This is a genomic window from Palaeococcus sp. (in: euryarchaeotes), from assembly GCF_053987695.1.
Map to the genome: position 1 here is coordinate 1 of NZ_JBMXHE010000025.1, position 10,768 is coordinate 10,768.

Consider the following 10,768-nt stretch of genomic DNA (forward strand, 5'->3'; position numbering starts at 1 on the left):
CTCGATGCCATAAACTTTTACGAGCAGTTTGCTGGACTAATAGAAGACGAAAAGATAAAACACGTATTCTTGGATGTCGCCAATGAGGAGAAGGAGCATGTCGGCGAGTTTTTGGCATTGCTCCTCAATCTCGATCCAGAGCTTGGTAAGTATATAAAAAATGGCTTTGAAGAAGTTGAAGAAGAGACCGGAATAAAAACCAAAATTTGATGTTGTTCTAGTCTTCACTTTCTTTTTACATATTTTTGTGGGACTATTCTGGAATTAAGTAAAAAGGATTAAAACCTGAAAATCGACATAAAAAGAGGCAATCGTCAGCAGAATCGCTATAGACACGATTATCCATAAACACCTCATACTCCCATTCCGTAAGCCCTATTCCCCTCGCAGCGTCTATCATAACTTCGTCCACCTCACTGAGGCCCACATATGCGTTCTTCACTATCGGAAGAAGTGCTCTCAGAAATATCGCAAATATGGCGGGAGTAAAACCAATCCCAAGGAGTGGGAGGAGCACGGGAAGAGCAAGGGTTGGTATGGTCTCAACAATGTTCAGCAGGTTGAGCTCCTTTGAGCGTTAAGAGCTATAGCCTGAGAGAAGTGACACTCGGGAGTTGAGCGGGCCAGAAGAAACCACACCATAGCCCTTTTCCCTTCAACGGTTATTCCATAGACCAGACCTTCATCCACGACATCTAGCTCCGTTTCGGGATCCCTAACCTGCCTCAATGCGTCGACAACCGTCTTTACCTCCGGAGGGAGATCTTCACGTACACCCCTTTGGGTTTCTGCTTTAAAAAATCCAAAATCCCATCATCACCCCTTCTTTTCAAACTTTCCAATCACATTGTTCCTTAAATCATAAACGTAAACATTGGCAAACTTCACCAGCGCAAAACGCTCCATTATATTGCCAATTATCCTCGAATACGCTATTGCCGAGTTTCCAATGATGTTATATTCAGCATAGCTCTCAAAGTTTAACCATATCTTTAAAGTATCTTCCTTAACTTCGAGCCCTGCCACGACGCCCGAATCGAGTATATCCCCACCAGTCACGGGGTCGATTATCTCCCCAAGCTCCTTTAAAACCTCTCGATACTCCTCAGGATACTCTCTATCCCGTGAATAGACTTTCATTTTATCACCATACATTACTCCAATTGAGATGTTAAAAGCATTCCTGGACAGATGTGTCCACTTAGTGAGATATCCGGAGGATTTCACCTATCGTCAGGATGTAGAGCAAAACCCCTCCAAAATAGAAGAAGTCACTCCCCATCGGAAAATTGAACAGAAAACTTAAAGCTCCAAAGAGTCCAAAAAGAGAGGAAATAAAAAATACATCCCTGTAGTACCATCCAATAACCCTAGCTCCTTGACCTGTTCTCAATGCCATGACACTGAGAATCATGAGGGTACCAAAGTGGAAGAACCTATTATCCCTCTCTATTAATATCACCAAAATCGTTAGAATAAGGGGCAGAAGGGGAGAGAAGTGGTTAAATTTCGTCCCTGTATTTTCGGAGATAAACTTTTCTAGGAGAATCAGCAAAATAAGTGCTCCGGTGAATTCCAAAATCCCAACGGGTTTATTTAGAATAATCTCAAGGGAGGAATCCACAACGAAGAGAATTCCTATCACAAGGGAAAATGGCGAGTGGTGCATTACAGGAAACCTCTTTGAGAAAAAGGTTCCAATTATAACGACACCGACCGATATGTCAATTAGCTCTCCCAGAATAATACATTCCATCAAAGCCACCTCCTAGTGTTTTCATATGAGATTATCACGGAAAAGTCCCAGAGAAGAAGGGATGTAACGGGAATAAGCAGCAGAGCATAGGATGTGCACGTGAGAGGAGTTTGAATCAGATAATATCTAAGCCATGCGAATATCACCCAAAGCCATGAGGCGATATTGACAAGTACCATCCCCAGTGGTGAAAGGCATGTCAAAAACAGAGGAAATCGTATCAAGAAGAGGAGCGCAGCGAGGACAAACGTCCCAGGGACGAAGTTCCATGGCACACGAACAACGGTATAGGGGAAAAGGGAGAGGAGTATAAGGAGGGCCTGCAAAATAAGGCTCCTATCAAACTTAAACAACCTCAGCTTAACGAGGGGAAGGATAATCATGGACATCCCCGCAAGTACCAGAAGGGGATAAACACTGTTCAGGCTTTCTTTGGTGTAGTTCATAATCCTGAGCGCCCAGATCCCAAGTAGAACGGATAATCCACCGATTACCTGGATTAACATGAGAGTTCTGCTTTTTTTAAAATAAGGAAAGACATTCAAAAGGAGAAACATAATATATGCCAACCCTATAGAAGCCATAATACCCAGGAAGATATTTAAAAGAGCAATCTCATCCAAGGAGCTCACCGACCTCAACATTTCCATCCTTTATCTTGAGTTTATAAAACCCGGATATCTTCTTTGGACTTTTCTTAATCCTCAGTCCTCGGATAATCTTGAACCCCTGAATAACTTCCACGATGTCAATTACATGGGTTGCAGACTCTTCAAATGTTGCAAGCGTCCTCTCATCCACCAGCCTTTTATCTATCATTGTCATCAGGATAATACCTTGGGCATTGGCTATGTCTGAAAGTTCAGCAAAAAATCTGTAGACCCTTTGAGAGGGGTGAAAAATAAGGAGGGGTTGAATTAGGAACACCGCAATAAAGCGATCCTCAGGCAGCTCCCTCAAAGCATGAGTTACTTTAAAGAGCTCTTGGGGAGCAAAATCTTCACCCAGTGTCAGGTATACCACCTCACCCAGCTCGAATATGTGTTCAAGTCTCTTCTTGAGCCTTGGTGTGAGGAATACAGCGCTCTTCTCTTTGTTTCTTTTGAGCGCTTCTATGGCTATTTCAATACCAATCTCGCCGATGGTTTCAATCAGCACGGTACTCCCTAGCTCAATCTCTCCCAGAAGCTCATCGAGTTTGGGAATCCCAATCCTCATTCATCAGACCCTCTAAATATGGACTCCTTATGGTACACTTTGATACCCTCATCCGTTATTTTGTATGGTCTTAAGCTCTCATCGAAGGCGCTACCCCTGAACTTGACTATTTTAATGCCCCGCAGTGTTTTTCCACCCTCCTCCACTTCCCTCAATTCAATAACGCCGCTGACAAGATAATCCTCAATATCCGTGTTATAAAACTCGGAGGTTAGCACGAGGGTGGCATCATATCTGGCAACTTCCTTTAAGAACCCAATAAACATCCTTCTGTATTCCAGCTCATCCCTAATCGTAAGTCTCAGCATTGTTATGGGGTCAATAACAATCCTAGTGTATTTCTCCCCCTTCAACCTGTTCACAATGGCATCCACAAGCCTCTTAAAGTCTTTGGCAAATTCCTCAAAATGCTCTGCCTCAAAGATACTCCTCTTCTGCTTCACGGGCGTGGCATCAATCGCAACGAAGTTGGGCACATCTATGTTAAACCCAAGTTTCTTCATATCTTCTTTGAGAATATCAACTGGCTCTTCCAGAGAAACATAGAGAACCTTCTCCCCTTTTTTAGCACCTTCTACAAGAAAGTGAATGGTTAGGGTTGTTTTACCGCTTCCAGGCCCTCCTTTAACGAGGTATGCCCTTCCGGGTATTAGTCCTCCATGAAGCATCTTATCCAATTCCTCTACCCCGGTTGAAATGCGCATGGTATCCACCAAAAGCTATTACGATGTTACTTATAGATAAGCTTTGCTGTTTTACTCAGTATGCTCCAAGCAAACTCATAGGAATATTGTATGTATATCCTTACGCAGCATGAAGAAAATTCAAGGAATAATTTACATTTACCAAAATCCAGCAAATAAAAAGGGAGTGAAATCACTCAAACTCGACCTCATTTTCCCAGAGGCCATGGATGTTACAGTAGCTCAGAGCGTGGAGTTTCCCTTTTTTGCCCGTCTTGAAGTAGAACTTGGCCCTTGGCTCCGTCAGCGGATCACTGTGGTTCGTAAAGGCGACCCTACCTACCATTATTGGAAAAGCCCCCCCTTCCGGGTGGAAGTAGAGCTCGATCCATGCAATGTGGTGCTCCGGCGTGTTCGGGTGCGGTATCTCCTTGCCAACGGCTACCTCAACTTCAATCATCTCCCCCTCCTTCCTGTACTCTATAACGGGGACGTGCTTCTCTCCTTTCCAGTCTCCGCTTTTTATTGTTTTGCTTATCATGTTTCCACCTCACTCAATTTGTTCAAACATATCCTTTGGTGCCCCGCAGAGCGGGCATACCCAATCTTCGGGCAGATCTTCAAACGTCGTTCCTGGCTCTGCTCCCGAATCCTGATCTCCAGTCTCCTCATCGTATATGTATCCACAAACCATACATCTCCATTTCGCCATGTTTTTCACCATCTAAATGTTATCAAACAAATATTATAAGGTTTTCGTATCAAACCTTTTAAGTTAAAATAAAAAACTCACTCAAAAAACCATGAACTCCTCTTTGGGCGCGCCGCAGACGGGGCAGTACTCGGGAGCCTCGTCAACTGCTGTGTATCCACAAACGGGGCATATATACACCCTCTCGATGTGCATGTCCTTCTTTTGCTCGGCAAGCTCCTTCGCCTTCTTGTAGAGCTCCGCATGTATTTTTTCAGCTTCAAGGGCATAGTATGTGCTTTTGATGGCTTCATTTTCGCCTTGCAGCTCTGCAGTTGTCTTGTAGACGGGGTACATCTCCTCAACCTCAAATGTCTCTCCATCTATTGCTACCTGGAGATTTTCAGGTGTCTCCCCTATGTTGCCGAGGGCTTGATAATGGTTCCTAGCGTGAACCAGTTCAGCAAAAGCTATAGCCCTGAAAAGCTTTGCAATGTTTGGAAAGCCTTCCTTCTCAGCAACATCCGCAAAAAGCATATAACGCATATGCGCCTGGCTCTCTCCCGCATATGCTTCTTCCAAAAACCTTTTGGTCATTTTCTTTTTCACAACCATATAAACCACCAATTCGAAAATTTTCAGTGCTATTTTCGAAAAAGAAATATAAAAAGGTTTCCGAAACCTTAAGTTATATGAACTGGAGCGACTCCTTTATCATCCTCTCCATTTCGATGCTCTTCTTAATATCTCCAAGAACAACCGCACCCGTTGCCAGTACGAGGATATCATAGTCAAAGCTTCCTCCATCTGCAATGACCCTTTTGGAAGAAATGTCCACCCTTCTAGCATTAACGCCCAGTCTTAGCTTTATCCCCTTCTCCTCATACCATTCCTCGGAATACATGAAAAGCTTCTCCCTATCAATGAGTCCAGCTATATAATGGCTGAGCATTGGCTTGTTGTAATAAGGGGCACACTCCCTATCCAAAATCTCCACTTCGAAGTCATTGTAAAGTTCTTTAGCCAATGAAAAGCCAGCCGGACCGTTCCCCACTATCAATAATCTCATGATATCCCTTTACCTCCTGTTGTATATCATGTGCATCCAGTCCCCTCTGAAGAGAAAACTTGTATCAAGGGGCTTCTCCGAGAGTTCATGCTCTTTGAATAGAACTTCTTCAACGTAGTCCTTATGAAGCATTATAGCTTGTAGGTGTGCTTTCTCCTGCATCGCCAGGTATTTGAAGATATCCCGATGCTTTTCGTCCCTTTCGGCCAGGAGAGTGTAGACCCTGTGGGCAACCTCCTCATTTGCTATGGCAACGTCCAATGCCTCCACAAAGCTTGAAAGGGTCGTGATTTCTTCCGTGCTCTCCAAAAAGGGAATATCCTCCGGGACGTTGAACTCTTTTGTTTTGAAAAGCTTTTCATATAGAACAAGCAAAATTTTCTTGTGTCTCTCCTCGTCTTTGGCAAGTGCTTCGAAGAGTCCTCCAACCAGCTCCCCGCTGATCTCCTTCATATTCCTGTATTTCCTGCTTGCATCCTCCTCCGATGCTATGAAGTATCCAAGTATGTCTTTCATGCTCCTACTCTGGATCTTATCTACAATTTCCTCCACAATATCCATGAAAACACCTCCTTCCAAGGATTATTTAAGAGCCCCTAACACCATTTAAAATAAATTAAATTCGAGCCAAACTAAGAATAAAAAGGCTAAAATCCATGCGCCACAAGTCTCCTGACACCCTCCCTAATTCTTTTCTCATCCTCTTTGCTCGGCCATCCCTTTGATTCCAGTGTGTCGATATGGTCGAATTTTGAACGTGTTATTAATGTCTCAATCTTTCTTCCTGCCATCCCTCCCCATCCAAAAGAGCCCAGTATCAGAACGGGCTTTTCATAGTTTGCCTTATCCACGAGCTCGTATAGGAGATAGCGTATCCTGGGGTGTATATCCGCTTCATAGGTGGATGCCCCTATTATAAGGGCCTCGCTGTCGGGAACCTCTCCAAGGATATCGCTTACGGGTGGAGCATTTTTATCAGTGAATGCATAGACAATAGGGTTGTATCCAAGCTTCTTCAGCTCATCCAGAGCGACTTCAATTCTCCTCCCAACAAAACCGTACATGGAATCATAGATCACCAGAATCTTGCCCTTTTTCGGAATGCCTGCACCAACGCGCTCGTAGTGCTCAAAAATCCTCCTGGGATTCTTTCTCCATATCAAACCATGTCCTGGAAGAATCATCCTGACATCCTCAAGAATGCCGAGCCTCTTGATCTTCTCTATGTTTTCAACTATGTACTTGTGATAGTGTCCAATGACCGTTACTATATACTTGGTCACATAAGGAAGGTATTTCTCAACAACTTCCTCATTACTGTCATCTATAGCTTCGGGTATTGAATAACCTCCCCAGGCATCACAGCTCACCATTATACCCTCTTCAACTATGTAAGTTATCATGGTGTCGGGCCAGTGGAGCCAAGGAACCGTTATAAAGCGGAACGTACTTTCTCCTATTTTCATCTCCTCTCCATCTTTAATAGAGTAGAAATTCTCCGTTATTCCGTAGAACCCCTCCAAAAGCTTTTTGGCAAAGGTTGTTCCAATTATCATCGCTCTGTGCCCATTTTCCTCGAGAATCCTCGGAAGAGCTCCACTATGGTCAGGCTCCGTGTGATGAACTATTATGTGAGTTATTTCCCGCAGGTCAACGAGCTTTTTTAATGCCTCCATGAACTCGTCGGCGTACTCCTTCTTGGTGGCATCAAAGAGGACAACCGCATCCCCTGTTTTCATGAGATAGGCATTATATGTTATCCCTTCTGGAATTTCCCATGTTGCTTCAAAGTATCTTATCCTGGTATCATCAATTCTTATCATATAAAGCTCAGGCTCCTCCGAAATTTTTTCGATCCAGACCCTAACCATTTCTTTCACCTCCTTTAGTCTCGGAATGAGAGTTTTCAGCTTTGAGGAACTTGTCTATGCTAAAGGATGAAATGGGAGCAGCACTTTTAAATTTCTCAGCTTCAACCAAGGAAAGTTATTCGTTATGACAAATGTCTTTGTGAGAACCCGCTGTCCAGCTGCCCCCGTCAAAACCGGCTTAAAATCAACCATAGATACACCTCATTCAGAGTTTGACTTTCGTCATAATAAGGTTTCCTAATTAGGCTTATATAATTTTCTTTTGCAAATCTAAAATATCAAAAACAGAAATGGGGCAAAGAGGAAAACTCACTCAAGCTTCTTGTAGCACAACCACCAGTCGTAGCACTCAATTTCACCCTTCTTCTTCGCTTCTTCGCGCTCCTTGATCTGTTCCTTGGTTGATGCCGGTGGAATGATGACCTTATCTCCAATGAGCTCATTGTTTGGCCATTTGTGAGGCATGGCAACCTTGTTTGCATCGCTTATCTGGAGTGCCTTGAGGGCTCTGAGAACCTCATCCCAATCCCTTCCAACCTCTGCCGGGTAGTATATTATCGCTCTAATCACACCCTTTGGATCCACTATAAAAACTGCTCTAGCCGTGGTGGTGGAGCCACTTGGAATCATGCCGAGCCTCTCTGCCAGATCACCCCTATCATCAGCTATAATTGGGAACTCAATCTCCACACTCAGATTGTCCTTTATCCATTCGATCCACTTTAAATGGCTGAATACCTGGTCGACGCTCAAACCTATGAGCTCCGCATTGAGCTCCTTGAACTTCTCGTATCTCATCTGGGCACCATAAAACTCCGTTGTACATACGGGTGTAAAGTCCGCTGGATGGCTGAAGAGGATGAACCATTTTCCCTGTTCCTTAAAATAGTCGGGCAGTTTTATCACTCCTTTGGTGGTCTTCACTTCAACCTCAGGAAACTTTTCTCCAATCACTACCATTTTTCATCACCTTTTTGTTTTTTCATCATAGCATATATGGTTCGAATATATAAACCTTTTGGTGAGAATATCGTAAGCCAAGATTTGGTTTTCATAAAATGATACCCAATCCAGGGGACCAAAGGAAGCTATCAAGCTCTCTGTAGAAGCAGTATGGAAAATGAAAATAATGTATAGATAGAATGTTCAATCACATGGAGATTTTGATCTCCCTGGCAGCACCGCGTTTTAAAAGGATAGCCGCAATATCATTGGGGAGAACAACAAGATCGCCCTTCTTGAAGGGCCCATAGGAGTTGAGATTTCCATCCATCACTTTTGGGATATCCATCTCGAGAAGGTAAGCCCGTCTGATGGGGGATTTACTCTCTTCAATCTCAACCTCAACTTTTCGCTCAATAGGGCGCTCCTCCAGAGGCACGTTCAGGGGTTCCCTGCCTATGAAGGACACCAGAATGCTGAAGATTTTACGTTCATCTTCGGGAAGTGAATGGGGGACGCCTTTAACCGCCAGATCAACAATTTTATGGAGTCTGACCCTGACTATCTCAGTTATGAGCTCTTTTGCAATTTTAAGCTCTGCCAGAGAGAGCCTTTCTTCCACACCTTCCCCTCTCTCCCTGGAAGATTCGGCTTTAAACTCAAGCGCCTTGATTAAACTGTCAAATTCCTTATAAAATTCTTCATCTAAAGGCTCTAGCTCTGCGCTTGCGAGTTCCCTCTCCAGAAGCTCTCTAAGCTTTATTATGTCCACTTAGATCACCCAAAAAATAAAGGAGAATCACTCCTCCACCCTCGGAGCCAGGAGGAACGTCAAGCGACCTTCATCCCTTACGGGATAATCCATCTGGAGCGGCATTTCATTCCCTATCCTCAAAATAACCTCATCACTCTTTCCAATTCCCTTGACCATATCCGCCAGATAACCTATCCCATAGGCACTCTTGGTTTCCTCCTCAACCTCTAGATCGAGCAACCCCTCATCCTCAAGCGTTAATGTGGTCTCAACCTCCTGGATCTCACCCTGGGCTTTAAATGTGAGCTCGTTCTCCTTCACTATTATCTTTATGCTGTCGCTCACGAGGGAGGCATCCTTAACAGCTTCTTTAATAACCTCACCAAGGATGACCGCTTTTGCAGTGAATGGAAGCTCGGGAAGCTCAAGCTCAAGCTCTTCAACATCTATGAGAGGTAGTCTGAATTTTCTGGTGGCTGTTCCCTGAAGTATTATCTCCAAATAATTCTCCTCTCCCTTCCTCAGGACGAGGGTATCCTTGCCCTTGGCCCTCCGCAAAATCTTCTTGAAATGATCCATGTTAACACCGACGGTTTCCTCTCCATCAACGTCATATTTTGAGAATATCTCACTCGGTAGGTCCAAATCTACAAGGACGACCCTGCTTGGATCCATTGCCCTCATGGATATGCCCTTTTCCGTAACCTTGAAGGCAGCTTCATCTATCAAATTGCTCGCTGTAGCTATCAGATCGGCAAAATCCTTTGCACCATCAAAAACTATCTCGAACATTTCTACACCTCCATCTTATTTAGAACGTCAATCATTAATTTAACTCTTTCTTTACCTCGGAATAAATAAGCTTTTCCATTATTCGTTTCAGGTATCCTCCCGTATGCCCCTCCAAGATCTTCTAAAGCCTTCCCGGCGAACTTTTTCAGAACTTCAATCTCTATACTCTCCATGAAAAGCACCTTAAAAGATTATAGAGGAGCTTTACTCGTAGCTCCTCCATGTGTATCCGCATTTGGTGCACTTGTAGAAGATGGTTGAGGGCTCATCCCCGGCCCTTGTTTGGAGCTCCCACCAGTATGCTTCCTCATTGCCGCATTTGGGACATTTCACTTTGGCAATCGGAAGCGTTCTGATGTCCTTCTCCACAACCACGACACCCTCATCGGGCTTGTGCTCCACCTTCTTTGTGACCCGATAAGCTTTGGCATCCTCTGAGTTTATGGGCTCCTCATAACCGCACTTTCTGCACACAAAAACCCCTCTTTTTCTGTCTGGAATCATCATATTCCCGCATTTAGGGCAGAATTTTACCATCTCTCCCACCTCCAAATTTCAAAATAATTTCAGCCTAAGAATGAGATGCACTGAAGAACAATAAAAGCTTAGCGGTTGATGAAAAATCCAAAATGAAAAGGAAAGGTGATCTACTAGCAAATATTTCAAACCCCTACTGACCCCTTTTACTCACTACTCCAGAGATAAGCCCTATGCAAATTATCGCTCCCTTGATAAAGCGTTAATCTATTACTTCGAATTCTACCTCAAGATACTCCCTCTTCTCAATCCCCCCAGGTTCAGGCCACACATCCTTAACGAGTTTATATCTTCCCGGAGGCAATGGTTCGAGGTTAGCAGGATCGCCGATGATGGAACTAGTCGCACTCTCCTTCGCTTTGACGAGTCTTATATTTTGGCTCCAGCTTTCACCGGGCATTATGATGAATGCCTGCATGGTAAAAACAAGCCCTAGGGGAACTCTCCTCCAGCTC

At 44.0% G+C, this 10,768-nt stretch carries 20 protein-coding genes and 1 pseudogene; 1 reads left to right on the plus strand and 20 read right to left on the minus strand.

The features are described from left to right. On the plus strand, positions 1-210 hold a 210-nt coding region (locus ACXJGZ_RS02025; protein ID WP_456398162.1), incomplete at its 5' end, for a ferritin family protein. A 43-nt stretch (positions 211-253) separates the two neighbouring features. On the opposite strand, the gene ACXJGZ_RS02030 is transcribed toward ACXJGZ_RS02025, so the two are convergent. The 20 genes and pseudogenes from ACXJGZ_RS02030 to ACXJGZ_RS02125 form a co-directional block, all read right to left on the minus strand. Continuing rightward, positions 254-517 carry an ABC transporter permease family protein gene (locus ACXJGZ_RS02030; protein ID WP_456398164.1) on the minus strand — a complete coding sequence of 88 codons (264 nt, stop codon included), beginning with the start codon at positions 515-517 and terminating at the stop codon, positions 254-256. 35 nt (positions 518-552) lie between these two features. After that, positions 553-729 (minus strand): iron-sulfur cluster assembly protein, encoded by a 177-nt coding sequence (locus ACXJGZ_RS02035; RefSeq protein WP_456398166.1) that lies wholly within the window; start codon positions 727-729, stop codon positions 553-555. A gap of 87 nt (positions 730-816) precedes the next feature. Further along, on the minus strand, positions 817-1,140 hold the full coding sequence (locus ACXJGZ_RS02040) for a hypothetical protein (RefSeq protein ID WP_456398168.1): 324 nt from the start codon (positions 1,138-1,140) through the stop codon (positions 817-819). 61 nt (positions 1,141-1,201) lie between these two features. Then, positions 1,202-1,756 carry a hypothetical protein gene (locus ACXJGZ_RS02045; protein WP_293256934.1) on the minus strand — a complete coding sequence of 185 codons (555 nt, stop codon included), beginning with the start codon at positions 1,754-1,756 and terminating at the stop codon, positions 1,202-1,204. Further along, the gene (locus ACXJGZ_RS02050) at positions 1,756-2,379 is read right to left on the minus strand and encodes a hypothetical protein (RefSeq protein ID WP_456398171.1); all 624 of its coding nucleotides are present in this window, start codon (positions 2,377-2,379) and stop codon (positions 1,756-1,758) included. The genes ACXJGZ_RS02045 and ACXJGZ_RS02050 overlap by 1 nt, the downstream gene beginning before the upstream one ends. Continuing rightward, a complete protein-coding gene (locus ACXJGZ_RS02055) occupies positions 2,372-2,974 on the minus strand; it encodes a hypothetical protein (RefSeq protein WP_456321091.1) in 603 nt (200 codons plus the stop codon). Before ACXJGZ_RS02055 ends, ACXJGZ_RS02050 begins: the two co-directional genes overlap by 8 nt. Then, positions 2,971-3,678, minus strand: coding sequence for an RAD55 family ATPase (locus ACXJGZ_RS02060; protein WP_456321090.1), 708 nt, complete (start codon positions 3,676-3,678; stop codon positions 2,971-2,973). The genes ACXJGZ_RS02055 and ACXJGZ_RS02060 overlap by 4 nt, the downstream gene beginning before the upstream one ends. A gap of 172 nt (positions 3,679-3,850) precedes the next feature. Next, positions 3,851-4,198: a class II SORL domain-containing protein gene (locus ACXJGZ_RS02065; RefSeq protein ID WP_293256945.1), complete on the minus strand. Its 348-nt coding sequence runs from the start codon at positions 4,196-4,198 to the stop codon at positions 3,851-3,853. A 9-nt stretch (positions 4,199-4,207) separates the two neighbouring features. Then, positions 4,208-4,369, minus strand: a complete 162-nt coding sequence (gene rd, locus ACXJGZ_RS02070; protein ID WP_456321095.1) for a rubredoxin — start codon at positions 4,367-4,369, stop codon at positions 4,208-4,210. 81 nt (positions 4,370-4,450) lie between these two features. Continuing rightward, positions 4,451-4,963, minus strand: coding sequence for a rubrerythrin family protein (locus ACXJGZ_RS02075; protein ID WP_456398174.1), 513 nt, complete (start codon positions 4,961-4,963; stop codon positions 4,451-4,453). Between the two features lie 73 nt (positions 4,964-5,036). Further along, the gene (locus ACXJGZ_RS02080) at positions 5,037-5,417 is read right to left on the minus strand and encodes an FAD-dependent oxidoreductase (RefSeq protein ID WP_456321089.1); all 381 of its coding nucleotides are present in this window, start codon (positions 5,415-5,417) and stop codon (positions 5,037-5,039) included. A gap of 9 nt (positions 5,418-5,426) precedes the next feature. Next, positions 5,427-5,978, minus strand: coding sequence for a ferritin family protein (locus ACXJGZ_RS02085; RefSeq protein ID WP_456321088.1), 552 nt, complete (start codon positions 5,976-5,978; stop codon positions 5,427-5,429). A gap of 86 nt (positions 5,979-6,064) precedes the next feature. Further along, positions 6,065-7,288 (minus strand): FprA family A-type flavoprotein, encoded by a 1,224-nt coding sequence (locus ACXJGZ_RS02090; RefSeq protein ID WP_456398177.1) that lies wholly within the window; start codon positions 7,286-7,288, stop codon positions 6,065-6,067. A gap of 54 nt (positions 7,289-7,342) precedes the next feature. After that, entirely contained in the window at positions 7,343-7,480 is a 138-nt protein-coding gene (locus tag ACXJGZ_RS02095) for a hypothetical protein (protein ID WP_456321086.1), read from the minus strand. Positions 7,481-7,597: 117 nt separating this feature from the next. Beyond that, on the minus strand, positions 7,598-8,248 hold the full coding sequence (locus ACXJGZ_RS02100) for a peroxiredoxin (protein ID WP_456398179.1): 651 nt from the start codon (positions 8,246-8,248) through the stop codon (positions 7,598-7,600). Positions 8,249-8,438: 190 nt separating this feature from the next. Beyond that, the gene (locus ACXJGZ_RS02105; protein WP_456398181.1) at positions 8,439-9,002 is read right to left on the minus strand and encodes a DNA replication complex subunit Gins51; all 564 of its coding nucleotides are present in this window, start codon (positions 9,000-9,002) and stop codon (positions 8,439-8,441) included. Between the two features lie 27 nt (positions 9,003-9,029). After that, positions 9,030-9,776 (minus strand): DNA polymerase sliding clamp, encoded by a 747-nt coding sequence (locus tag ACXJGZ_RS02110; RefSeq protein WP_293254326.1) that lies wholly within the window; start codon positions 9,774-9,776, stop codon positions 9,030-9,032. Positions 9,777-9,778: 2 nt separating this feature from the next. Beyond that, a complete protein-coding gene (locus tag ACXJGZ_RS02115; RefSeq protein WP_293254329.1) occupies positions 9,779-9,949 on the minus strand; it encodes a hypothetical protein in 171 nt (56 codons plus the stop codon). A gap of 31 nt (positions 9,950-9,980) precedes the next feature. After that, on the minus strand, positions 9,981-10,313 hold the full coding sequence (locus tag ACXJGZ_RS02120) for a transcription factor S (RefSeq protein WP_293254332.1): 333 nt from the start codon (positions 10,311-10,313) through the stop codon (positions 9,981-9,983). 202 nt (positions 10,314-10,515) lie between these two features. Continuing rightward, a pseudogene (locus ACXJGZ_RS02125) lies at positions 10,516-10,768 on the minus strand (immunoglobulin-like domain-containing protein); the annotation flags it as partial.